General features: G+C 69.3%; 17 protein-coding genes. 7 read left to right on the plus strand and 10 right to left on the minus strand.

Annotated features, from left to right (window positions below; genetic code table 11):
- The gene (gatA, locus tag Aut01nite_RS41765) at positions 1 to 1,464 is read left to right on the plus strand and encodes an Asp-tRNA(Asn)/Glu-tRNA(Gln) amidotransferase subunit GatA (protein ID WP_043527399.1); all 1,464 of its coding nucleotides are present in this window, start codon (positions 1 to 3) and stop codon (positions 1,462 to 1,464) included.
- A gap of 40 nt (positions 1,465 to 1,504) precedes the next feature.
- Here the strand turns inward: gatA and Aut01nite_RS41770 are convergent, their stop codons facing one another.
- The 5 genes from Aut01nite_RS41770 to Aut01nite_RS41790 all read right to left on the minus strand — a co-directional run bounded on the left by Aut01nite_RS41770 (position 1,505) and on the right by Aut01nite_RS41790 (position 7,449).
- Positions 1,505 to 2,953 carry a M1 family metallopeptidase gene (locus Aut01nite_RS41770; RefSeq protein ID WP_043527510.1) on the minus strand — a complete coding sequence of 483 codons (1,449 nt, stop codon included), beginning with the start codon at positions 2,951 to 2,953 and terminating at the stop codon, positions 1,505 to 1,507.
- 26 nt (positions 2,954 to 2,979) lie between these two features.
- A complete protein-coding gene (locus tag Aut01nite_RS41775; protein WP_043527401.1) occupies positions 2,980 to 3,747 on the minus strand; it encodes a hypothetical protein in 768 nt (255 codons plus the stop codon).
- Between the two features lie 24 nt (positions 3,748 to 3,771).
- Positions 3,772 to 5,844, minus strand: a complete 2,073-nt coding sequence (locus tag Aut01nite_RS41780) for a hypothetical protein (RefSeq protein ID WP_043527404.1) — start codon at positions 5,842 to 5,844, stop codon at positions 3,772 to 3,774.
- Positions 5,841 to 6,710 (minus strand): hypothetical protein, encoded by an 870-nt coding sequence (locus Aut01nite_RS41785; RefSeq protein WP_052163993.1) that lies wholly within the window; start codon positions 6,708 to 6,710, stop codon positions 5,841 to 5,843. Before Aut01nite_RS41785 ends, Aut01nite_RS41780 begins: the two co-directional genes overlap by 4 nt.
- A gap of 106 nt (positions 6,711 to 6,816) precedes the next feature.
- Positions 6,817 to 7,449, minus strand: a complete 633-nt coding sequence (locus Aut01nite_RS41790) for a Crp/Fnr family transcriptional regulator (protein ID WP_052163994.1) — start codon at positions 7,447 to 7,449, stop codon at positions 6,817 to 6,819.
- Between the two features lie 175 nt (positions 7,450 to 7,624).
- On the opposite strand from Aut01nite_RS41790, the gene gatB reads away from it, so the two are divergent.
- Positions 7,625 to 9,124, plus strand: coding sequence for an Asp-tRNA(Asn)/Glu-tRNA(Gln) amidotransferase subunit GatB (gene gatB, locus Aut01nite_RS41795; RefSeq protein ID WP_043527406.1), 1,500 nt, complete (start codon positions 7,625 to 7,627; stop codon positions 9,122 to 9,124).
- A gap of 62 nt (positions 9,125 to 9,186) precedes the next feature.
- Here the strand turns inward: gatB and Aut01nite_RS41800 are convergent, their stop codons facing one another.
- Positions 9,187 to 9,957: a hypothetical protein gene (locus Aut01nite_RS41800; RefSeq protein ID WP_043527407.1), complete on the minus strand. Its 771-nt coding sequence runs from the start codon at positions 9,955 to 9,957 to the stop codon at positions 9,187 to 9,189.
- Positions 9,958 to 10,103: 146 nt separating this feature from the next.
- Here Aut01nite_RS41800 and Aut01nite_RS41805 point away from each other — a divergent pair, with 146 nt between their 5' ends.
- Positions 10,104 to 11,114 carry a PPC domain-containing protein gene (locus tag Aut01nite_RS41805; RefSeq protein WP_152628838.1) on the plus strand — a complete coding sequence of 337 codons (1,011 nt, stop codon included), beginning with the start codon at positions 10,104 to 10,106 and terminating at the stop codon, positions 11,112 to 11,114.
- Positions 11,115 to 11,304: 190 nt separating this feature from the next.
- Here the strand turns inward: Aut01nite_RS41805 and Aut01nite_RS41810 are convergent, their stop codons facing one another.
- Genes Aut01nite_RS41810 through Aut01nite_RS44125 form a run of 3 tightly spaced genes read right to left on the minus strand, consistent with a single transcriptional unit; the run spans position 11,305 to position 15,202 of the window.
- Entirely contained in the window at positions 11,305 to 12,903 is a 1,599-nt protein-coding gene (locus Aut01nite_RS41810; RefSeq protein WP_052163995.1) for a metallophosphoesterase family protein, read from the minus strand.
- Positions 12,904 to 12,951: 48 nt separating this feature from the next.
- Positions 12,952 to 14,136, minus strand: a complete 1,185-nt coding sequence (locus Aut01nite_RS41815; protein ID WP_052164006.1) for a PQQ-dependent sugar dehydrogenase — start codon at positions 14,134 to 14,136, stop codon at positions 12,952 to 12,954.
- A 37-nt stretch (positions 14,137 to 14,173) separates the two neighbouring features.
- Positions 14,174 to 15,202, minus strand: a complete 1,029-nt coding sequence (locus tag Aut01nite_RS44125; protein ID WP_236642843.1) for a PH domain-containing protein — start codon at positions 15,200 to 15,202, stop codon at positions 14,174 to 14,176.
- Positions 15,203 to 15,904: 702 nt separating this feature from the next.
- Between Aut01nite_RS44125 and Aut01nite_RS41825 the strand changes: the two genes are divergently transcribed.
- Entirely contained in the window at positions 15,905 to 18,382 is a 2,478-nt protein-coding gene (locus Aut01nite_RS41825; RefSeq protein WP_043527412.1) for a putative bifunctional diguanylate cyclase/phosphodiesterase, read from the plus strand.
- A gap of 7 nt (positions 18,383 to 18,389) precedes the next feature.
- Here Aut01nite_RS41825 and Aut01nite_RS41830 read toward each other — a convergent pair whose 3' ends face one another.
- A complete protein-coding gene (locus tag Aut01nite_RS41830; protein ID WP_043527413.1) occupies positions 18,390 to 19,403 on the minus strand; it encodes a LacI family DNA-binding transcriptional regulator in 1,014 nt (337 codons plus the stop codon).
- A 273-nt stretch (positions 19,404 to 19,676) separates the two neighbouring features.
- On the opposite strand from Aut01nite_RS41830, the gene Aut01nite_RS41835 reads away from it, so the two are divergent.
- Genes Aut01nite_RS41835 through Aut01nite_RS41845 form a run of 3 tightly spaced genes read left to right on the plus strand, consistent with a single transcriptional unit; the run spans position 19,677 to position 22,854 of the window.
- Positions 19,677 to 20,966: an ABC transporter substrate-binding protein gene (locus tag Aut01nite_RS41835; RefSeq protein ID WP_052163996.1), complete on the plus strand. Its 1,290-nt coding sequence runs from the start codon at positions 19,677 to 19,679 to the stop codon at positions 20,964 to 20,966.
- Between the two features lie 56 nt (positions 20,967 to 21,022).
- Complete coding sequence (locus Aut01nite_RS41840; RefSeq protein ID WP_043527415.1) at positions 21,023 to 22,006, plus strand: carbohydrate ABC transporter permease; 984 nt, start codon at positions 21,023 to 21,025, stop codon at positions 22,004 to 22,006.
- Positions 22,003 to 22,854, plus strand: coding sequence for a carbohydrate ABC transporter permease (locus Aut01nite_RS41845; RefSeq protein WP_043527417.1), 852 nt, complete (start codon positions 22,003 to 22,005; stop codon positions 22,852 to 22,854). The genes Aut01nite_RS41840 and Aut01nite_RS41845 overlap by 4 nt, the downstream gene beginning before the upstream one ends.
- The last annotated feature ends 452 nt before the right edge of the window (positions 22,855 to 23,306 follow it).

Genomic DNA, 23,306 nt, shown 5'->3' on the forward strand with positions numbered 1-23,306 from the left:
ATGAGTGACCTGACCAGGCTCTCCGCCTCCGCGCTGGCTTCGCTCATCGCCTCGCGTGAGGTCTCCGCCGTCGAGGTGGCCACCGCCCACCTGGACCGGATCGCCGCCGTCGACGACCGCGTCAACGCCTTCCTGCACGTGGACCGCTCCGGGGCGCTGGAGGCGGCCGAGGCCGTCGACCGGGGCGAGATCACCGGGCCGCTCGCCGGTGTGCCGATCGCGGTCAAGGACGTGGTGACCACCAAGGGCGTCCCGACCACCGCCGCCTCGAAGATCCTCGAGGGCTGGAAGCCGCCGTACGACGCGACGATCGTCGAGCGGCTGAAGCGGGCCGGCATGCCGATCCTCGGCAAGACCAACATGGACGAGTTCGCGATGGGCTCGTCGACGGAGTACAGCGCGTACGGCCCGACCAACAACCCGTGGGACCTGGGCCGCATCCCGGGTGGCTCGGGTGGCGGTTCGGCGGCCGCGCTGGCGGCCTACGAGGCGCCGCTCGCGATCGGCACCGACACCGGCGGCTCGATCCGCCAGCCCGGCGCGGTCACCGGCACGGTCGGCGCCAAACCGACCTACGGCGGCACCTCGCGGTACGGCCTCATCGCGTTCTCCTCGTCGCTGGACACCCCCGGCCCGTGCGCCCGTACGGTCGAGGACACCGCCCTGCTGCACGCGGTGATCGCCGGCCACGACCCGCGCGACTCCACCTCGATCCAGCAGCCGGTGCCGGACGTCGTCGCCGCCGCCCGCCTGGGCGCGACCGGTGACCTGACCGGCGTCAAGCTGGGCCTGGTCAAGGAGTTCGCCGGCGACGGCTCCGAGCCCGGCGTCGTCGCCGCGTTCCGGGAGTCGGTGGAGGCCCTGGTCAAGCTGGGCGCCGAGATCGTCGAGGTGTCCTGCCCGCACTTCCAGTACGCGCTGCCCGCCTACTACCTGATCGCCCCGAGCGAGGCCTCGTCGAACCTGGCCCGCTTCGACGGCGTGCGGTATGGCCTGCGCACCGGAGACGACGGCAGCCGTTCGCTCGAGGAGGTCATGTCGCTGACCCGGGAGGCCGGTTTCGGTCCCGAGGTGAAGCGCCGGATCATCATCGGCACGTACGCGCTGTCCAGCGGCTACTACGACGCCTACTACGGCCAGGCGCAGAAGGTCCGCACCCTGATCACCCGCGACTTCCAGGCCGCGTTCGAGCAGGTCGACGTGCTGATCTCGCCGACCACCCCGTTCGTGGCGTTCCCGTTCGGCTCGCGGACCAGCGACCCGTACCAGATGTACCTGGCCGACCTGTTCACCATCCCGACGAACCTGTACGGCGGCCCGGCCATCTCGGTCCCGTGCGGTCTCTCCGAGGGCCTGCCGGTCGGCTTCCAGATCATGGCCCCGACCATGGCCGACGACCGGATGTACCGGGTCGCCGCCGCCCTGGAGTCGGCCGTCGGCACGTTCACCCCGCCGGCTCTCTGAGTTTGTGGGGAAGGGGGCCCGCGGGTCCCCTTCCCCGGGCTCAGGCGGGTGTCCTCGGCGAGTCCAGCCAGGTGTCGATCAGCTTGGTGAAGTCCTTGCCGGTCTGCTTGTCGACGAAGGCGATGAAGCCGGCCCGGTCCTGGTTGGTGTTCCGGTTGTCCCGCGCCCACGCGGTGGCCAGCGCGAAGAACGCCTTGTCACCGAGCGCGTCGTTCAGCTCCTTCAGCATCGCGGCCGGGCAGATGTAGACGTTGCTCTCGGCGAACGTGCCCGCCTTCGGCTTCCCGGGCGGCCCCACCTCGGCCCGCAGTTCGGCGTCGGCCTCGCGCAGGTACGACTCCAGCTGGGCGTCGGTCGCCTTCTCCTGCTCCTGCTGGTAGAGCAGCTCGAAGTACATCGCGAAGCCCTCGCTGAGCCACAGGTCGGTCCACGTCTTCGGGGTGACCGTGTTACCGAACCACTGGTGGGCGTACTCGTGGACGAGCACCTGCTCGAAGTAGGCGATCTCCTTCGCGGGGATGGTCTTGCGGCCCATGCTCAGCATCTGCTGGGTCTCCATGGCCGAGATCGAGCCGTTCATCAGGGCGCCCGCGGTGGGATAGGGATAGGTGCCGAGCCGCTTCTCCAGCCAGGTGATCATCGCCGGGGACTTGCGCAGCGCCGGCAGCCACACGTCGTCGGCGCCCGGCAGCACGAAGTAGGTCAGCTTCATCCCGTGCGGGCCCGCCTGCTCCACCTTGCGGTAGCGGTCGACGGAGAGGGTCGCCACGTACGCCGCCACCGGATCGGTGCTCGTGTAGTGGTAGGTGTTGCCCTCCACCGGGCCCGGCGTGCCGTGCCCGGCCGCCATCCAGCCCTTCGGCACGGTCACCGCCATGTCGTAGAGCGCCTCGTCGGACGGATGCTCGTTGGCCGGGTACCAGGTCAGGGCGCCCCACGGCTCCTGCATCGTCCACAGGGCCCCGCTCTTCTCCGCACGCATGCCGATGCCCTCGGAGGCGTCGCCGCGGTTCGACGGGATCGCCACCTGCTTGGGAGTGCCGTGGTACGCGACGGTCAGGGTCACCGGCTCGTCCGCGACGACCGGAGTGGGCACGACCAGCTTCGCCTTCTCGACGGTCCCGGTGGCGGCCTTGCCGTCGACGGTCACCTTGTCGACGGTGAGCCCGGTGAAGTCGAGCGTGATCCGCGGAGCGTCGGTGACCGGCCGGATCCGCAGGGTCGCGACCCCGGTGAGGATCTTGCCGGCGGGCTGCCAGTCCAGCTCCAGCCCGTAGTGCAGGACGTCCAGCCCGGCGTTGCCCTTCTCCGGGTAGAGCGGGTCGGTGACCGGCGTGGACCGGCCCGCCGCCCAGACGCCGTAGTCGGTGCCGGCCGCGCGGGAGGCGGTGGGCGCGGCGGTGGACGGCGCGGGGGCGGGTGGGGACGACGTGCAAGCGGTGGTGAGAACCGTCGAGGCGAGCGCGGCGACGGCCAGGGTGCGGCGCATCCGCGCACCGTACACCGAGATCGATCTTATTGACTCCTTTCGTCCCGGGCCGCGTTGCCGTCTATCAGCCGCGCCCGATCGGCGAGATCCCCCAGCTTGTGCTCGGTGAAGATGCGATGGAGCTGATGCTCGAGAAGGTAGCGAGCGGACGGGTTCGCCCGGCGCTCGAACTCCGCGAAGATCTCGTCCCAGCTGTCGCCGTTGCTCTCCCGTACCTCCTGACGGTGGCCCGTCAGATCCGCGCGGAGCTCCTGGAAGGTGCGTGCGATTTCCGGAAGCTGACGAACCGCGTCCGGATTCTGACGGAACCACCATGCCGTGGCCTTCGTGGGATCGTCGATCATCCGGCTCAGGTAGGCGATCTCCGCCTCCTCCGTCTCGCGTTCCCACACCCGTAGGGTTTCCGACCGGCGAAGCTCCTCGTAGCGCCGGATCACCTCGATGTGCTGGGTGGCGGCGTAGACCCCGAGACAACCGGCCCAGGCGACCACTCCGGTGGATTCGACCTCGTCCTCCCCGTTCAGGGCGACCTCGAGCTCCCGGCGGACCCGCTTGGCCTCGGTGATCGGATACTGGCGGGCGATCCGGCGGACCCGGCGATCGATGCCGGTCTGGGCGATGAGGAACGGATCGGGTACGGAGACACCCTCCCCTGTCCAGTAGCGCACCACCAGATGCACCTCGAACGGGAAGTGGTCGTCGCGGCTGGCCGGACGGATGACGAGATTGGGACTCGGGGCCGGAGCCGGTACGGCGTCGAACGGAACAGCTGGACGCTCCGGAGGACCATCCATCGAGCGTTGCCACCAGCGAAACATTTAGCGGTCCTCCTCCTCGCCAGCCCAGCTGGCGGGCAGCATTTCGTCGAGTTGTAGGCGAACCTGCTGGAACAGGTCATTCAGCGGGCCGTCGACAGCGGGGTCCTGATCCGCCGGGCGAGTGGCGTAGAAGAGCTGACCGATCCGGCGGAGATCCGTCCCTGCGGCGTCGCACAGAACCTGGATGCTCGTGTCCCGCTCGCCCGGAAAGGCATCGGCGAATCGGAGCAGGGAGCGGATGAGGCCGGCGACTGTCTCCGATGGCAGACAGTCCATCGACTTCCGCCAGAAGGCGACACTGTCGGCAGCGGAACCGGACCGTGCTCGTAACGTGCCCGGTGTGGCCATAGCACGAGCAGCGGCCGCTGCTGCCACCTCGGCCCGGCGGGGATCGTCGTCGGAGAACCACTCAGTCAGGTACCGCAGAAGCTGTGCGAGATCCATCTCACCTGCCAGACGGATCACTGCCTGCTCTACCGCCGTCGTCACTTCTTCCTCGGGACCACGCGCCAGATGCTTGAGGCGGGTCATTGCCGCTGCCTGGTGGGAGATGTCGAACCAGCCAATAGCCTCGGCCAGTGCGGCGCGAAATCGGGGAGATTGACTTCGGTAATAGGACTTCTCGTACGTACGGCGGCGCATGTCGTGGCCGATGCGCGGGTGGAGGCAGGCAGCCCTGAGCACCAGCACCGTGGCCCCGCGCCGGGCGGAATGGAAGCGAGCAGAGACATTGGTCCATCGTTGGGCCACTTGCACCGCGATCTGCCCACTGCCATCGTGTGCCGCCAGGGCGACCACACTCCGCGTCAAGCCGTCGAGATCGGTCGCAGACTGTCCCAGGATGATGGACGGAATTCGATCAATCCAGTTGAGGAGTACGGGCTGTAGCTTGGGATATTCGCGCCATGCCAGGTTCAGCAGAGCTGACCCGAATCCAGCACGCTTGAACCGCGTGGTGCCGGCTTGCAGGAGGTCCTCGTCGAGTGACTGCAACTCGGTGACGACATCGGTGCCTTCGAGCACGTTGACCTGATCAACCGGATATCGGCTCGCCTGGAGCAGGAGATCGCGTGCCGCCACGATGGTCAGGGGTTCGCAGCCCTCCAGCAGTGCGGTCGCCAGAAGGAGTGCCCTGGTGGGGCCGGGAAGGTGTTTGTGCAACTGCTCCCGAGCCTGCTCCCGCCAATTCGACAGCGCCCCATCGATGTGCCCGATGATGCCGCCGACGTCAGTGATGCCGCTGGCATGTGCTTGGGCCGCCAGTTTCGCCAACCAGGTGGCATGTGGTGGCCAGGCATCTTTCAGGTGTCGCGTGATCCGCTCATCGGAGACCAGGTCATCGACGATGGCCGGTGGCAGGCGGTTCGCCTGAGCGCGAAATACCGTCTCCGGCGGGGTTCGCCTCAGCGTGTGAACCCGTCTCGGGAACTGCTTGTGTGCCTCCTCGGCGTGATCGTCCGAGATCGCCATGATCGCGACGCAACCGGCGGCGGCAAGCTCGGGCTCCAGCACGCTCAACTGCCGTAGACGGTCCGCGGTTGCCGGGCTGCTGCCCTGAGCGGCGAAGTCGAAGTAGAGCGCGACGTCGGCGGCGCTGCGGGCGGTCTCCTCCAGCTCCATCTCCTCGTCCTCGAACTCCTGGAGATCCAGGGCTTCACCGGACGGGGCGCTCTCGTTGATGCGATGAACCAGATAGGCGGCTGCCGCCCGCTGGCCACAGCGGCGTACCTCCGCCGGGCAGAGCAACACCAGCACCCGGTCGGTCGCCAGGCGCGACGTCATTTCTTGCAGCCCATCCGGCGGCCGATACCGGCGAAGCTGCTCAGCGAGGGTCTCGGCAGTGGTGTGACGCTTTTTCAGGATCGAGGTGACCGCGGCAGTCACTTGCTGGAAGATCACGGTGCTGTCGACGTACTGGTCGCGGGCCACGTGCACGGAGTGCCGGCTCTGATCCACATCGCGGCCCGCATGTACCGGCGAGTAAGTCTCGATATCCTGGTAGGTGCCGATATCGGTCTCTGCGTCCAGATCGGGCGGGTCGTCGGACAACGGCGCGGTATCGGTGTCCATCACCGGCCCTCCCGCCGGACGGTCATATTGCGGGCCGCCTGGTATTGATCGCCGTGGACGGTCGTGGTGTGCGTGGACTGGTTGACGTCTCGGCCGGCTGTGACGTTGCCGTGCCCGATGACCCGTACCGGGGTCGTTCCGCCCGCAATCGGCTTCTTTCGCTTGCCGGAGGGGGCTGGGGAAATTTCCACAGGATCCGTGGGGAGCACCCCGATCAGTCCGCGCCGGAGGAGATCTCCGGAGAGCGCCGGCACGTGCAGGAAGGCTGTCGCCGCGAAGTCCTTGCCACTGATCTCGAGCGGACATGCGACGAACTGTGAAGCTTTCAGCCGCCTGGTGTGACCGGGTGCGACGACATCCGACATGACCCGCTCCGAAAGCGCGACCGCGAGCATCGTCACGTCGGGGTCGGAATGCTCCAGGAGGGCGCGCAGTGCACCCGCGTCCACCACCCGATGCGTGGTGATCATGGCCGACCCGACTGGCGAGTCAACGTTCGCCAGCACTCGCGCCGGCCCGAGGTTCACGCTCAGCCGCATTCGAAGGCGCATACCCCGTGACCGTAGGCGGGCGGTCCTGGCTGCCAGCACCTCCTGCAGGCTGGCGAGATATCGGTCGATCACGTGGGGCAGGAGCCGGGGCGCGAACCCGATGATGAATCCGTCTCCGGTGCTGTCGGGGAACATCTTTTGTTCCCATAGCTCTTCGAGTCCGCAACGGTGACAGGCGTCCTCGAGCACCTCGGGGATCAGTTGGGCGAGTTCGTCCTGCTGAAGGTCGTTGTGGCGGCTGAACTTCTCGACGTCGACAACCATGATCGCCGTCAGGTCAGGCAGATCGGTGGCGTCATCGGGGTGGTGTTCCGGCATCAGGTCCTCCCAGCGGTGCGGTCCGTATCGAACAGATCCGATCGTTGGCGGCGGAGGGCGTAAGCGTTGTCCAGATTTGGACCCAGGGCGGGGAAAGCGTCGGCGGTCACAGTTCACGCTGGAGCGCTTCGAGATCGAGGACTGTCATGTGGGACCGCGTGATGGACACGATGCGTCGGCGTTTCCACTCGGCGAGGACCGGAGTGATGGAACTCCGTGCCAGGCCCAGCCCGCGCGCGATCTCTTCCTGCGACATGGGGATGGTCAGCGGTTCCGGCGACCGGGAGCGGCCGGTGCTGACGATCTCGAGAAGGAGCGCGGCGAGACGTTGCGCGGGGCGGCACCGGGTCAGTTGCCAGGTGACCTTGGCAGCTTCCCGGGTCTTGGCTAGGACGTACCGGTCCAGTTGACGATGGTTCTGGTGGGCAGCGAGCCAGGCGGTGAAGTGGCTGTCCGTGACCAGGCTGCCTAGGCACGGCTCGATGGCGATCACTGAAGCGGACCGGGGCTCGCGATCTCCGTAACCGAACTCGCCGAGTAGATCACCCGGGCCCCGGATCGCCAGAAGGATCTCCGAGCCGGAGGCGGCGTGGTAGACCACCCGCGCGCGGCCTTTGATGATCGCGACGACCCAGCTGCCCTCTTCGCCCTGCCGAAGGATGTGCTGGCCCGGTTGGTAGGTGTGCCTGACGCCGCTCTCGACCAGCGCGGCCCAGCTAGATGGCGGCCAGGAGGTCACAGGATGTGGTTCATCGTGCACGCTAAGTCATACTTGTCGATGTTTCTCGTCTCGACAAGAGGGCGTGATCATTTGGGCGGTGGAACGCTCGTAAACCCGGCGACGGGGCGCCATAGTGGCCGACTAGGCTTGTCGGTTGTCCGTAACGACGTCCCAGAGCCGGAGCCGCATCCACATGACGACCATCGCGCTGCCGTCCTACGAAGACGCCACCAGCCGTTACGAGCCGGTCATCGGCCTGGAGACGCACGTCGAGCTGGGCACCCAGACCAAGATGTTCTGCGGCTGCAAGACCGACTTCGGCGCCGAGCCGAACACGCAGGTCTGTCCGGTGTGCCTGGCGCTGCCGGGCGCCCTGCCGGTGGCCAACCGGGCCGGCATCGAGGCGACCATCCGGATCGGCCTGGCGCTCAACTGCGACATCGCGCAGTGGTGCCGGATGGCCCGGAAGAACTACTTCTACCCCGACATGCCGAAGAACTTCCAGACCTCGCAGTACGACGAGCCGCTCTGCACCGACGGCTACGTCGACGTCGAGGTCGGCGGCAAGACCTATAGGGTGGAGATCGAGCGGGTGCACCTCGAGGAGGACACCGGCAAGACCCTGCACGTCGGCGGTGCGACCGGCCGCATCCACGGCGCCACCGAGTCGCTCGTCGACTACAACCGGGCCGGCATCCCGCTGGTGGAGATCGTCACCAAGCCGGTCACCGGCCTCGGTGACCTGGCCCCCGAGATCGCCAAGGCCTACGTCGCCGAGCTGCGCGACATCATCCGCTCCCTCGGCGTCTCCGACGTGCGGATGGAGCAGGGCTCGATGCGCTGCGACGTGAACACCTCGCTGAACAAGCCCGGCGAGGAGTGGGGTACGCGTACCGAGACGAAGAACGTGAACTCGCTCCGTTCCGTCGAGCGCGCCGTCCGCTCCGAGATCATCCGGCAGGCCGGCCTGCTCGACGAGGGCGTCAAGATCTTCCAGGAGACCCGGCACTTCCAGGAGACCACCGGCGACACCCGGCCCGGCCGCTCCAAGGAGACCGCCACCGACTACCGCTACTTCCCCGAGCCCGACCTGGTCCCGATCGCCCCGGACCCGGCCTGGGTCGCCACGCTCCGGGAGTCCCTTCCGGAGAAGCCGAGCATCAAGCGCGCCCGCCTGCGCGAGGAGTGGGGCATCTCGGCGATCGACATGCAGTCGGTGGCCAACGCCGGCGCGGTCGAGCTGATCGAGGAGACCATCGCCGCGGGCGCGTCCCCGGCCGGCGCCCGCAAGTGGTGGATGGGCGAGCTGGCCCGCCGCGCCAACGAGCAGGACATCGAGCTGTCCGCGGTCGGCGCCACCCCGGCCCAGGTGGCGGCCCTGCAGAAACTGGTCGACGCGGGCAAGCTCAACGACAAGCTGGCCCGCACCGTGCTGGAGGGCGTCGTCGCGGGCGAGGGTGACCCGGCCGAGGTGATGGCCGCCCGCGGCCTCGAGGTGGTCAACGACACGGGCGCGCTCACCGCCGCCGTCGACGAGGCGATCGCCGCGAACCCGGACATCGCCGCGAAGATCCGTGACGGCAAGGTTGCCGCCGCCGGCGCCCTGGTAGGCGCGGTCATGAAGACCACGCGAGGCCAGGCGGACGCCAAGACCGTCCGCGAGCTCATCCTCTCCCGCCTCGGCGCTTCCTGACCCCTTCCGGCTTGTACGGGTGAGCGCCCGGTCCCGCCTTCACCGGCGCCGGGCGCTCCGCCTCACTTCCGCTCTTCGGGCCCCTGCTCCACTGCCCGTTCCGCCACGGCAGTCTCCGCCGGGGCCGTGGCCGTCGGCGAGGCCGTGAGTGGGGCCGTCGCCGTGAGCGGGGCCGTGACCGTGAGCGGGATCGCCGTCGACGCCGTGCGGGCGACCGGATCGGGCAGCGTCGGCACCACGGCCGGTGCCACCTGCTGGAACCCGGCGCTCCTGCGGCCCGGCCGGCCCAGCTCCCACACGCCCGACGTGGCGAACGCGTGCCGGACCCGTGCGGCGATGATCAGGATGCCGGTGACGAGCACGGCGATCCCGGCGACGCGGACGGCGTTCTGGACGGCGCTGACCTCGACGGCCCGGCGAAGCGTGGCGGTGCTGTCGACGACCTTGGGCGCCAGAAAGAATCGGATCACCAAGGAGACGACGAACGCCATGTTCCACGCCGCCAGCGTCCAGTGCTGGGTCAGGTGGGCCGGATCGGCGGTGTAGCCCCGCGTGATCGCGGCGGTGCGCTTGCGCCAGACGAGCAGGCCGAAGAGGCAGCTGAGCAGGAACAGCAGGTTCAAGCCCGCGATGACCGTCTCGTACTCGACGTACCAGTTCAACGGTCCGGACATCACCAGGTCATCGGTGATCAGCTGGAAGGCGATCGCGATGTGGGCGGTGAGGAGCAGGGCGCTGAGCACGCCTGTCCCGCCGGCGGCCAGCAGCAGTGCGAGTGTGCCGAGTTCCCAAGCTTGCGGTGGACGTGCGGGCACCAGCCCTCTGTCGCTCATGAATCATCCCCATGGGTCGATGTGATCCCGCGACCTTAATTGATCTTGTGGATCCCCGTCGTCCCACTTTCCCGCGCTTCCGTGGCGGGGTGGGCAAGCAGCCGGATTCACCGAGCATTCCGGCCACTTTGTCATATTCTGCCGCAATGGCAGCTACCTTCGCGGTGACCGTACTCGCCGCAGCGACCCTTGCCGCACCTCCGCCCGGCGCCCCACTCACCACCGGCGGGCCGGGCGTGCTGCTCGATCTCACCCGCAACCCCGGGGTCGTACGCTTCGACGCCACCGCCGGGCAGCGGCTCACCGTGCTCGCCCAACGCCGCACCCTGAGCGCCGCCGACAACACCGACCTGGTGATCCAGCGCGACGGCGCCGAGATCGCCGCCGGCACCCTGCTCACCACCTGGTCCAACGTCAGCGTCGACTTCACCGCGCCGGCGAGCGGCGGCTACACCGTCCGGGTCACACCCCGCGCCAAGGACCGCGGCACCCTGCTGCTCCACCTGACCGGCGCCACCACCGGCGACCTGACCGTCGGCGGGCCGTCCCGCCGGATCACCATCACCAGGCCGGGGGAGCGGGCCTTCCTGACCTTCCCGGCGACGGCTGGCCGGCGGCTCACCCTGGTCGCGCGGCGCGGCACCCTGCCCAAGGACGAATACACCCATCTGGAGGTACGCGGCCCCGACGGCGCCGTGGCCACGGCCGGCGCGGTGGGCTACGACAGCGACCACCGCACCCTCGACTTCGACGTCACCACGACCGGGCGGCACACCGTCGAGATCAACCCGGACACGATCCACACCGGCACTCTGACGGTCCAGCTCGCCGGCACGATCAGTGCCGTGATCGCCCCCGGCGCACCCGTTCCGATCACGATCGGCCGGCCCGGCGAGCGCGCCTACGTCACCCTCCGGGCCGCCGAGGCCGAACAGTTCCACCTCGTCGCCCGCCGTGGCACGCTGACCGGCACCGATCAAACCCGCCTCCGGGTACGGACCCCGGCCGGCCTCACCGTCGTCGACGGCCTCCTCGACGGCGGGAAGTCCAGCGTGACGCTCGGGTTCAGCTCCTCGGCCGGCACCTACACCATCGAGATCGACCCGGAGGGCCTCGACACCGGCACACTCACGCTGGAACTCCGCCGACTCCCCTGAGCCCGGCCGCCCGACGGTCGTGCCCCCTCAGCGGCACCTGAGCCCGGCCGCCTGACGGCTCAGCGGCACCTGAGCCCGGCCGCCTGACGGCTCAGCGGCTCCCTGAGCCCGGCCGCGCGCCGGTCGTACCCTCGCAGCTCTTGCAATCCCTGGCGTCGCCCGGGGGCCGGCGCCAGCCCGGCGGCTGCTCCTACTGCGAAGGCTGAACGCTCGGAACCACCGGGACGGCGTCCGGCTCCAGGCCGATCACGTTGCGCTGCATCTCCACGTTCGACTCGCCGGTGCCGCCGAGCCGGATGTCGTCGTAAGCCTTCAGATCGTTCTTCTCGTCGAAATACAGCACCGACAGGCTCAGCGGGGTCGGCTCCTCGTCCTCCAGACCGCGCAGCCCGGCACCGCCGGTGGAGCCCTCCACCATGATCCGGGTCGTGATCGGCGTGGTCGCGGTCGCCGACGGAAGCGGCGCCGGAGACGACGACGCGGACGGGTCCGGGGCGACCGGCGTGGGCGCCGGCAGCATCGACACCGACCGGGCGTGCTGGTGACCGGAGAGGACCAGCGGCACCACCCCGGAGAGCGGCTGCGCCATCGCCGGGTCGTGCACGAGTGCGATGTCCACCTTCTTGCCCGAGTTGCGGATCGTCGTGGCCAGCCGCTGCCCGGCCTCGGTCAGCAGCTGCGGACCGGCGTCGTCCCCGGTCGCCGAGTTGCCCTCGCTCTTGTCCGGGGTGAACTGCGGGTCGCCGATCCCGGCGATGGTCAGGCCGTCGATCTCGGTCAGGCCGTCGTCCAGCACGATCGCGTTGCTCTGCGCTTTCACCGCGGCCTGGATGGCGGCCGAATCGTGGTTGCCCCGGACGTAGATGTAGGGCACCTGGATCGACGGGATGGAGGCCACGTACGACGTCTCGGCGCTGCTGCCCCAGTCGACGATGTCTCCGGTGTCGATCACCGCGTCGATCTCGAAGGCCTGCACCACGGTCCGGATCAGACCCCACGACGACGGGTTCAGATGCAGGTCGGAGACGTGCAGCAGACGGGTCGTGTTGCCGGCCGGCTCATAGACCGGCAGCGCCGAGATCGTCGAGTAGACCCGGCTCACGTTACCGAGGATGGCCTGCAACTGCTCCGAGTACCGCCCGTAGTTGTCGGCGATCCGCCGGGCGTCACCGACCACCGCGGGCGCGTTGATCAACAGGCCCTCGTAGCGGGGCTCGCTGATCGACTCGGGCCGCAGGGTGGCGGCGGCCAAGCCGAAACTGCCGCCGGTGACCAGCAGCGCGGTCATCCCCGCCGCCGCGGTCCGGCGCATGTCACGGAACACGAGCGCACCCAGGATCAGCCCGCCCAGCACGGCCAGGCCCAGCGTCCGCAACCCGAGACGGGCCACCCCGGAGACGACCTCGTCGATCGCCCGGTCACCGGCGGTGCTGATCGAGGCCGGATTGTCGATCAGGGCCTCGGTCCGGCTCTGATCCAGCGAGCCGAGCGCGACCCGCAGATGAACCGGGCCCCGGTGACTGTCCAGGTGCAACGAACCCAGCGGCGGGATGTCGATCTCGGTGCCGCCGTCCACCGACGGCGAGACCGACATCTCCGCGCTGAACGGGCCGACGTTCAGATCGGCGCGGGCGAACAACATCACCGCGACCGCCGCGCCGGCGACACCGGCCAGCACGACCACGGTCGCCACCCGTATCCGGCGGGTCCACCGATGCCGCAACACCCGGCCGGCCACCTCGGCGACGGAACCCATCGTGCGCAGCCACCTGGGGCGTTCTCGCATCATCGGGGCCTCACCTGCCCGATCCGGGTCGGCACGAAACAGTCATGGCCGTCAACTCCGGCCGGCGCCGCCGTCGGAGAAGACCAGCCTGATGACGCGGTCGTCCTCAGGAGCGGGGGTGCCCGCGTCCTCCCGGTTGGAGGTGGTCACCCAGAACGAGCCGTCCGGTGCCGCGGCCAGGCCACGCAACCGCCCGAACTCGTCGGTCAGCAGCTCCTGCGGGCTCCCGAGAACCGTGCCGTTACCGGTGACGCTGAGCAGTTTGAACCGTTTGCCGACCACACACGCGGTGGCGACGAGCGTCTCCAGCGCAGCGACCCCGGCACACGACGAAGCCTCAGACGGCCAGGACACCAGCGGATCGGTCAACGTGGGATCGGCGCCGTTGCCGTCCGCCTTGGGCCAGCCGTAATTCTTCCCCTTCTGAATCACGTTCAGCTCGGCGTTGCGGGGCTGGCCTCGGTCGGTCGCGAACATCCGCTTGCGCTCGTCCCACGTGATGCCCTGCACATTGCGGTGACCGGAGGACCAGACCGGCGACGTCGCGACCGGATTGCCCGGCGCCGGCTTGCCGGCCGTGGTGATCCGCAGGATCTTGCCGCCCAGACTCTTCGCATTCGCCGCCTGGGCGCCGGTGGGGGTGCCGTCGCCGGTGCCGGCATAGAGGAAACCGTCCGGGCCGAACGCCAGAGCGCCGCCGTTGTGCTCGATGGAGCGGGGGATGCCGGTCAGAATCGGTTGCAGGGCGCCGTCACCGGCCAGCTTGCCGATCCGGTTGTCCCGGTCGGTGGAGTAATAGACATAAAGCGTGCGGTCCGTCTTGTAACCGGGGGAGACCGCGATGCCGAGCAGGCCACCGTCACCGGCGGCACGAACCTCGTTGAGCCGCTTCACCTCGGTGACCTCGAGCCCGGAAGCCGTCGACTCGGGACCGATCCTCAGAATGCGGGCGGTGTCCCGCTCGGTGACCACCGCCCCGCCGTCCGGCAGGAAGGCGATCCCCCACGGGACCTCCAGCTTTCCGGCCAGCACGGTGACGGCGGCCTGACGCTCGCTCTCGTCGCCGCCGGCGGTCGGCGCGACCGACGGGCGCGGCAGATTGGGCGGGGACCCGGCCTGGTCCGGGCCGGGTGGCCCGAAGCTGCACCCCGCGGTCAGCGCAAGCACCGCCACGGAACACGCGGCCACGGCACGGCTCCGGCGCAATCGCACGGCCGATCCACCCCCTTCAGTCATGCCGACCAGGGTAGCCGTGGGATCTGACAAGACCGCCTCATCGACCGCCGGCCCCGGAAGAACCGGCGGCCGAGGCCGCATCCGGCCGCTCCCCGGAGCCGCCACCCACATCCGAGCGCCCCGCCTCCGAGCCTCCACCCGCCTCCGAGCGGCTCGCGTCCGACCGACCTGCGTCCGACCGACCTGCGTCCGAGCGTCCCGCGTCCGAGCGTCCCGCGTCCGAGCGGCTCGCGTCCGAGCGGCTCGCGTCCGAGCGGCTCGCGTCCGAGCCAGCGGCCGCAGGCGTGCGGATGGCCGAATCCTGACGGGCGGCCCCAGCCGACAGGGATGCTGCCGAAGAAGCGGCATCCGGCACATCGGCCGATTCCCCCTCTCCAGCGGAGGCGGCGGCCGTCGACTCATCAGCAGACGAGCCGGCATGCGCCGCATCATCGGAGGAGACCGCATCCGTCTCACCGGCGGAGGGAACCTCATCGGGCTTCCCAGCGGAGCCGGTGGAGCGGCCAGTGCCCGGCTCCCCGGCGGAGGATCCGGTGTGGGTGGCGAGCGCCTCGTCGGTGGAAGTCCCGGTGTGGGTGGTCTCCGGCTGGCCGGTGGAAGTCCCGGTGCCGGTGGAGACCGGCTCACCGGCGGAAGGGGCGGACGCGGTGGGCTCCGGCCGGCCGGTGGGAGAGGTCGCCTCGTCGTCGGCTGAGGAGGGAGAACTGATCGGATGGCCGCTCGCCCGCAGCACCAGGGGCAGGTTGTCCCGGGTCACACCGGTCAACCGGATCATGTTGCCGTTGTCGAGCAGTGCCGAGACGCGGCCGCGGGCATCCGGGGCGAGTTCGACGATCCGGTTCCACGGCACCCGGGTCCCGCCGATCAGGGCCCGGACCCGTAGCTCGTCGGGATAGACATCGGTGCCGGCCCGCCACGTCCACACCAGGACGGCGATCGGGATCAGCAACAGCGGGCTCAGCGCCCAGGACGACCCGGCGAGCGGAACCGTGCCGACGAACGCGATCAACGCGGCGACCAGGACGGCGCCGGACTTGCGGACGCGAATGACGGGACGACTGCTCACCGCCTCATCTTCCCACCCGGCCGAAGCGCCTTCCCACCCGGGCAAACCGGTACACCCGGGGCGAGACGGCTCGTCGGAGCGGGCCATCGGAGCATGACGGATGGTCCACGCCGAGCCGCCGCAACCAGATGCTCCTGACGGATTCCTATCCCACCTGTCATCGGGTCGATCCCACCCCGCCTGTCATCAAGAATGAACAGGACAGTCCACGCAGCGGCTGATCTCGCCCGGCTGGTCGTCACCGCTGTCTCGACCGGCGGGAGACAGCGGTGAGAGCCAGCCGGGGTTCTCCGGCTGGTAGTCAGGGCTGTCTCGGCGCCGAGACAGCCCTGACTACCAGCCGGAAGCAACTCGGCGGCTCCGAAACAGCGGTGAGAGCCGGCCGGAAGTAACCAGCGCCGGGCTGGCCCGCCCGTCAGCGGACAGTCCCGGATGAGCAGGCGCGCCCATGGCGAAGAGGGCGGCGGCCCGGAGGGGCGCAATGGCGAAGGGGCGGGGGCGAAGGGCTCGAGGGGGAGTGGGCGAATGGTGAAGCGGGCGGGGCGGTACGCGGAACGGTGGGGAGGATGAGTTGACCGTCATCGTTGGGTGACAGATCGTGTAGGGCGACACGCCGTGCCGTAACCCGATTCGGGGAGCATCGTTGACCCGGCGAAGACGAAGTGCCCTGAGCCTGAGACCCCGGAACCGGAGGACTCGTCGATGACCGCCGCGCTTTCTGGCCCGGTGGTGCTGGCGTGGGCGGTCGGCCTCGCCGGTCTCACCGCCGGCGTGCTGCTGATCCGCGCGGCCCTCGCCATCCACCACGCCGAACGTGCTTTCGCGGGTTGCCGTGGCGCCGGTTTCGTCGGTATGGGCGCGCTGGCGACCGGGCTGACCGGTCTGGTTCCGTGGCTGTTCCCGGCGGATCCGGTGCCCTGGCTGACGGCCGGCCTGGCGGTGGCCACCGCCTGTTTCGTGGTCGGCACGTCGCTGTTGCCGGGTGCGGCCCGTGATTGGACGGCCCGGCTGCGGCGGGCGTACGACGGGGTCGGTCTCGGGGTGAGCGTCGGCTTCGCGGTCTATCTGATCCCGGCGGTGGCGGCCCGTCCGGCGGCGGTGCCGGCGCTGCTGATCGCCGCCGGCGGTGTGGCGGTCGTCACGGTGATGGTGTTGCGGGCGCGGCCCCGGCCGTCGCCGGTGCTCTGGTGTGGCGCCGGTTCGGTTCTGACCATGCTGTCGTTGACGCTGCTGGCGTTGCAGGCGAACATGCTGCTCGCCGGCGTGGGTGTGCTGGCGGGCCTGGCGGCGTCGGCGGCGGGCGGCTCGCGCCGTGATCTGCCGCCGCCGCCGCTGGAGCCGCGTCATCCGGATCAGTACCTGGCGAGTTATCCGTTGCTGGCGGTGCCGGCCGGGGTCGGGGTGATCGCCGCGATCTGGCATCTGCTGACCGTCGACGAGTTCGGCACCGAGGCGATCATTTTCGGTCTCGTGATGGTGAGTGTGCTCGTCGTCCGGGAGCTGCTGGTGGTCCGGGACATCCGCCGGTACGCGGGCCGTCTGCGCACCGCCGAGGCACACTTCCGTTCCCTGGTCGCCGGCGCCACCGACCTGACCCTGGTGCTGGACGAGCGCCTGGTGGTGCGCTGGCAGTCACCGGCCGCGGCCCGGCTCTTCGGGTTGCGGGACGAGCAGGTGCTGGGCCGGGAGTTCGGCGCCCTGATCCATCCGGACGACGTCACCGACGCGGAGGCGGTGATCCGGTCGGTGCTGGCGGGTGAGCCGTCGGGTGGGCCGCCGGTGCTGCTCAGCGCCAAGTTGCGGGACGGCGCCGAGTTGTGGCGGGAGACCGAGTCGACCATCTCCGACCAGCGTTCGGTGCCGGAGGTGGCGGCGCTGGTGGTGCACGTGCGGGACGTCGGTGACCGGCGGCACCTGGAACGCACCCTGGATCGGCTCTCCTTTCTGGACCAGCTGACCGGGCTGGCGAACCGGCGCGCGCTGATGCGGGATCTGCTGGACCTGCGCCGCCGGCCGGGTCAACGCGGCACCCTGCTGGTGATCGACCTGCACGGGCTCTCCGAGATCAACGACCGTCACGGCCGGGAGGTGGGCGACGCGGTGCTGGTCGAGGTGGCGCGGCGGCTGCGCGGGCTGATCGGCGGGGACGACGTGGCGGCCCGGCTGGGCGGTGACGAGTTCGCGGTGCTGTGCGCCGAGTCGGCGGTGCCGGCGTACGCCCTGGCCTGCCGGATCGTCACGGCGCTGGGCGAGCCGTGCCCGCTGCCCGGCGCCACCGTCGAGGTGCACACCAGTGTGGGCCTGGCCGAGCTGGCCGGCGGCGCCGACTCCGACGAGGTGTTGCGGCACGCCGATCTGGCCCGGCAGCGGGCCCGGCAGCTGGGCCGGGACCGGGTCGAGTGGTACGACCCGGATGTGGAGATCCAGTTGCACCGCCGGATGGAGCTCGAGCAGCAGCTTCTCGGCGCGGCCGGGCGCGGCGAGCTGGACCTGGCCTTCCAACCGGTGTCCCGGCTGCCGGACGGCGGTCCGGCGGGGGTGGAGGCGTTGCTGCGCTGGCGGCACCCGGAGCTGGGCACGATCCCACCGGCCGAGGTGCTGCAGATCGCCGCGTCGCTGGGGATCACCGCCGAGATCGACGAGTGGGTGCTGGACCGGGCCTGCCGTCATCTGGCGTCGTGGTCGCTCGAGGACGGCTTCTGGCTGTCGGTGAACGTGGGGCCGCGGGAGTTGCTCACCGCCCGGTTCCCGGAGAAGGTGGCGGAGATCCTGAACCGGCACGGTCTGGCCCCGGAGCGGCTGGTCGTCGAGGTGGCCGAGACGTGGATCGCCGAGGACGTGCCGGCGATCGTGGCCGCGCTGGCCGGGCTGCGGAAGCTGGGTGTGCGGGCGGCGCTCGACGATTTCGGCGCGGGGCAGACGTCCCTGTCGCACCTGCGCCGGCTGCCGGTGGACATGCTGAAGCTGAGCCCGACGGTGATGACCAGCCCATCGGTGATCGAGGTGGTGGTCAGTCTCGGTCGCCGGCTCGGGCTGGACGTGGTCGCCAAGGGCCTGGAGACGGCGGAGCAGATCGAGGCGGCCGGCCGGGCGGGCTGCCGGTTCGGGCAGGGGTTCGCGCTGGGGCATCCGGGCCCGGCGGAGCGCGTCGAGGCGTACCTCGAAAGTCGTCGCTCCTGAAAAGGTCTCAGCGGGGTGGCGCGGTGCTTCCGCGAGGGGTCAGGTGCACCCGGCCCGCCTCGGCGTTGCCGACCTTGTTGCCGTCGATGGCGTTGAGCAGTTCCCGTGCGGCCTGGGCGCCGTAGGCCGCGATGTCCCGGCTGAGCGCGGTCAGCGGCGGATGGACGAGGCTGCACAGTGGTGAGTCGTCCCAGGCCACGATGGACAGATCGCCGGGGACGGAGAGTCCCATCTCCTGTGCCACGGCCAGGCCGGCGACGGCCATCACGTCGTTGTCGTAGATGATCGCGGTGGGCCGGTCGCCGCCGATGAGCAGCCGCCGGGTGGCCCGGCTGCCCTCCTCGCCGGTGTAGTCGGCGGGGATGGTGACCGCGTCGTCCAGCCCGAGGGAGGCGCACACCTCTTCGAAGGCCTTCGTCCGGTTCTGGGAGTGGAGCAGGCCGGGCACACCGCTGACCCGGGCGATCCTGTGGTGGCCGAGGGCGACCAGGTAGCGGACCGCCTCGGTCATCGCGCCGGCGTCGTCGGACCAGATCTGCGGGATCGACCCGGTGTCGCCGGGTCCGCCGATCACGACCGCGGGGAGCTGGATCTCCTCCAGGACCGGGATGCGGATGTCGTCCTCGCGGGTGTCGGTGACGATCACGCCGTCGATGCGGCGCTCGCCCCACCAGCGGCGGTAGACCTCGACCTCGGCCTCCGGGGAGGTCACCACCTGGAGGGTCAACGCGTACGACCGCTCGCCGAGCTCGGCCTCGAAACCGCTGATCAGGCCCATGAACCAGGGCTCGATGCCGAGGAGCCGGGCGGGCCGGGACAGGGTCAGGCCGACGGCCCGGGCACGGGCGCCGGAGAGTGCGCGAGCGGCGCTGTTGGCGTTGAATCCGATCTCCTGGGCGATGGAGAGGATCCGTTTGCGGGTCGCCTCGGAGACGCCCGGCTGCCCGTTGAGGGCATAGGACACCGCGCCCTTGGACACGCCGGCTCGCCGTGCGATGTCGGCGATCGTGGGCCGCTTCACTCGATCTCCTCTGTCCCCACTGGTGCTGAGCTTATCGGTCACCGGGTGCGGAACGAGAGCCGCCTGGAGCGCTGAACACCCGACTTGAGCGGTTAAGTGTTACGGGATCGGTCTTCCGATGTAAACCATCGATGTTTGGAAGTCCGTTAAATCCGGCTTGGACGGCACTGGGAGCGTTCCCGTAACCGGCTATTGACAGCCGTGAAAGGTCGGCTTACCGTTCCCACAACTTACCCGGTTCAGTGATATGGATCTCCTTGCGGAGGAAATGACATGCAGACCTTTGGACGTCGCGCCCTGGGCGTGACCGCCGCCGGCCTCGCCGCGGCCCTGGCCATCTCGGGATGTAGCGGGGAGAAGCTGGCAGGCAACGGCGGCGACTCGGGCGGCGGCGAAGGCCAGATCACCCTCAAGGTCAACTACTTCGGTGACATGGGCCAGCAGATGCTCAAGGAGCGTTTCGAGAAGGCCAACCCGAACATCAAGATCACTCTGAACTCGGCCGAGTTCAACGCCCACCACGAGGACCTGCAGAAGAAGCTGGTCGCGGGCAGCGGCGCGGCCGACGTCGTGGCGGTCGACGAGGGCTTCATGGTCAAGTTCAAGGCCCAGGGCGACCAGTTCGTCAACCTGCTCGACCACGGCCTGGGCAGCGCCGAGTCGCGCTACCTGCCGTGGAAGTGGAAGAACTCGCTGACCGCGGACGGCAAGCAGATCGGCATGGGCACCGACGTCGGCGGCCTGGCCATGTGCTACCGCACCGACCTCTTCAAGGCGGCCGGCCTGCCGACCGACCGCGACCAGGTCTCGGCGCTCTGGCCGACCTGGGACAAGTTCATCGCGACCGGCCAGACCTACACCAAGGCGTCCGGCAAGAAGTTCATCGACTCCGGCACCAACCTGTTCAACCCGGTGCTCGGACAGCAGCCCGTCGGCTTCTACGACGAGAAGGACCAGCTGCAGATGGAGGGTGGCCCGAAGGTCGCCTTCGACGTCAGCATGAAGGCGATCGAGGCGGGCATCTCCGCCAACCTGGTCAGCTTCCAGCCGGGCTGGAACCAGGGCTTCAACGCTGACAAGTTCGCCGTGCTCGCCTGCCCCGCGTGGATGCTCGGCCACATCCAGCAGACCGCTCCGGGCACCAAGGGCAAGTGGGACATCGCCGCGATCCCCGGTGGCGGCGGCAACTGGGGCGGCTCGTGGTGGACCATCCCGGCGCAGACCAAGAACGCCGCGGCCGCTGCCAAGTTCATCGAGTTCGCGACGGCGCCGGAGCAGCAGATCGAGGTCTTCAAGACGGTCGGCAACCTGCCGTCGCAGCCGGCCCTCTACAAGGACCAGGCGGTGCTGGACTTCAAGCACCCGTTCATGAGCAACGCCCCGACCGGGCAGATCTTCGCCAAGACCGCGGAGAGCCTCAAGCCGCAGTACCTCGGCGTGAAGCACGGCAAGACCCGTGAGGACGTCGAGAAGGTCATCACCCAGGTGGGGGAAGGCAAGGTGAAGCCGGGCGAGGCCTGGCCGAAGGCCGTCGAGGCGGCCCAGAAGGTCGCGTCGTCCTGATTCATCTTGCAGGCGGGGCGACGCGAGTCGCCCCGCCTTCGGCTTAGGAGTTCCCCGTGTCCCTGACTCAGATCCGTCCGGCGCCGCCTGCGCCGGAGCAGCGGTCCGCGTCGATCAGCAAGTCGAAGCTGTGGTGGCACCGCTTCGACACCAAGGCCGTCCCGTACCTGTTGATCGCACCGTTCTTCGTCCTCTTCGCGATCTTCGGGCTGTTCCCGCTCATCTACAACGCCGTGGTGTCGTTGCGTCACTGGCGGCTCGACGACCCGAAGAAGACGGGCTGGGCCGGCTTCGAGAACTACACCAAGGTGTTCGCCGACGACGTGTTCTGGAACGCGCTCGGGAACACCTTCGGCATCTTCATCCTCTCCACCGTCCCGCAGCTCGTCCTGGCGCTGATCATCGCCAACCTGCTCAACCACAAGCTGCGGTTCACGACGTTCTGGCGGGTCGCGGTCCTGCTGCCGTACGTCACCCCGGTCGCCGCGTCCACGCTGCTCTTCGCGATGTTCTTCCAGCGCGACAGCGGAATGGCCAACTGGTTCCTGTCCATGGTCGGCTTCGGCCAGGAGGAGCCGCTGAACTGGCGTGCCGAGAAGTGGAGTTCCTGGATCGCCATCGCGACGATGGTGAACTGGAAGTGGATCGGCTACAACGCGCTGCTCTACCTGTCGGCGATGCAGGCCATCCCGAAGGACGTCTACGAGGCGGCGGCGGTCGACGGTGCCGGCCCGCAGCGGCAGCTGTGGCAGATCACCGTGCCGATGATCCAGCCGGTGCTCATCTTCACCGTGGTGCTCTCCACCATCGGCGGCCTGCAACTGTTCAACGAGCCGATGCTCTTCGACGAGAACCCGGCCCTGGCCAGCGGCGGTTCGGACGGCCAGTGGCAGACCATCGCCCAGCTCATCTATCAGGTCGGCTGGCGTAACGGGAACCTCGGCTCCGCGGCCGCGATGTCCTGGATCCTCTTCCTCATCATCCTCGTCGTGGCCGGGATCAACGCCCTGCTCACCAAGCGTCTCGGAGGTGGCCGGTGAGCACCCTGACGTCTCGCGCGCCGCAGGACACCCGCGGCAGCTGGAAGACCTACCTCGGCCTGGCCGTGGTGCTGTTCATCTCGGCGTTCCCGCTGTACTGGATGTTCGTCATCGCCACCAGCGACGACGCGGCGCTGGCGAGTTACCCGCCGGCGCTGATCCCCGGCGACCAGTTCCTGGTCAACCTGCGCGAAGTGTTCACCCTGCAGAACGTCTACTTCGCCGCCTCCCTGATCAACAGCGTCATCGTGGCGGCCGTGGTCACCGCCTCCACGCTGTTCTTCTGCTCGCTGGCCGGTTTCGCCTTCGCCAAGCTGCGGTTCAAGGGCAACAACGTCCTGATGTTCGTCGTCATCCTCACGCTGACCGTGCCCAACCAGCTCGGCGTGGTGGCGCTCTACATCGTGATGGGCAAGATCGGCTGGAACGGGACGCTGCTCGCGGTCATCGCGCCCGGCCTGGTCACCGCGTTCGGCGTCTTCTACATGCGCCAGTTCATCGACCACGCGGTCCCCACCGAGCTGGTCGAGGCGTCCCGGATCGACGGCGCCTCGACGCTGCGGGTGTACTGGAGCATCATCCTGCCCGCGGTGCGTCCCGCCCTGGCGGTGCTCGGCCTGCTCACCTTCGTGGCGACCTGGAACGAGTTCCAGTGGCCGCTGATCACCCTCGGCGGCACCGAGTTCCCGACCTCGATGGTCGCCCTGTCCGACCTGGCCAGCGGAAACTTCGTGATCTTCCGCCGGGTGCTGGCCGGTGCGTTCGTCGCCACCGTCCCGCTGCTCCTGCTGCTTCTCCTCGGCGGCCGCCAGCTGGTCCGCGGCATCATGGAGGGCGCGCTCAAATAGGACCCGTCGCGCTGAGAGAAGGCCCGTTCATCGCTTGCGGTGGGCGGGCCTTCCGGTTGCCGAGGACCGAGACCACCGCGGAGGTACGTGCCACACCTCCCACAACCGCATCAACCTCGAACCCCGCCTCCGGCGGCTATCGCCCGCGACTCCACACCACCCTCTCAGCGAAGCCCGAACCCGGCCCGGAGCTGATCCCGCCGCACCGCCGCTCGCCCGGTTCGCGAATCCCGGCTGGCCGTCAGTGCGATTCGCGAATCCCGGCTGGCTCTCAGTGCTGACCCTGCCGGCCAATTGCTTGCCCGCCGGTCGTCGATCTTGTGAGGTTGTGGTGAATCGGTTCGCCCGAAACTCACAAGATCTCGCGCGTAAGAAGTGGAAGGGGTGGAAGGGGTGCATCCGTCGCGGGCGTGCGGGTTCTCGTCCGCTGGGTTGGATCTGGTGAGCGGGTC

Origin of the sequence: Actinoplanes utahensis (assembly GCF_016862455.1) — a bacterium.
Classification (GTDB): Bacteria; Actinomycetota; Actinomycetes; order Mycobacteriales; family Micromonosporaceae; genus Actinoplanes; species Actinoplanes utahensis.

What these genes read in the sequence shown, in the direction of transcription:
- Aut01nite_RS41775 (WP_043527401.1), bottom strand. Translation starts at nt 3,747, where the DNA reads ATGGATGGTCCTCCGGAGCGTCCAGCTGTTCCGTTCGACGCCGTACCG.
- Aut01nite_RS41805 (WP_152628838.1), top strand. Translation starts at nt 10,104, where the DNA reads ATGGCAGCTACCTTCGCGGTGACCGTACTCGCCGCAGCGACCCTTGCC.
- gatA (WP_043527399.1), top strand. Translation starts at nt 1, where the DNA reads ATGAGTGACCTGACCAGGCTCTCCGCCTCCGCGCTGGCTTCGCTCATC.
- Aut01nite_RS41770 (WP_043527510.1), bottom strand. Translation starts at nt 2,953, where the DNA reads ATGCGCCGCACCCTGGCCGTCGCCGCGCTCGCCTCGACGGTTCTCACC.
- Aut01nite_RS41815 (WP_052164006.1), bottom strand. Translation starts at nt 14,136, where the DNA reads ATGACTGAAGGGGGTGGATCGGCCGTGCGATTGCGCCGGAGCCGTGCC.
- Aut01nite_RS41810 (WP_052163995.1), bottom strand. Translation starts at nt 12,903, where the DNA reads ATGATGCGAGAACGCCCCAGGTGGCTGCGCACGATGGGTTCCGTCGCC.
- Aut01nite_RS41825 (WP_043527412.1), top strand. Translation starts at nt 15,905, where the DNA reads ATGACCGCCGCGCTTTCTGGCCCGGTGGTGCTGGCGTGGGCGGTCGGC.
- Aut01nite_RS41835 (WP_052163996.1), top strand. Translation starts at nt 19,677, where the DNA reads ATGCAGACCTTTGGACGTCGCGCCCTGGGCGTGACCGCCGCCGGCCTC.
- gatB (WP_043527406.1), top strand. Translation starts at nt 7,625, where the DNA reads ATGACGACCATCGCGCTGCCGTCCTACGAAGACGCCACCAGCCGTTAC.
- Aut01nite_RS41785 (WP_052163993.1), bottom strand. Translation starts at nt 6,710, where the DNA reads ATGCCGGAACACCACCCCGATGACGCCACCGATCTGCCTGACCTGACG.
- Aut01nite_RS41800 (WP_043527407.1), bottom strand. Translation starts at nt 9,957, where the DNA reads ATGAGCGACAGAGGGCTGGTGCCCGCACGTCCACCGCAAGCTTGGGAA.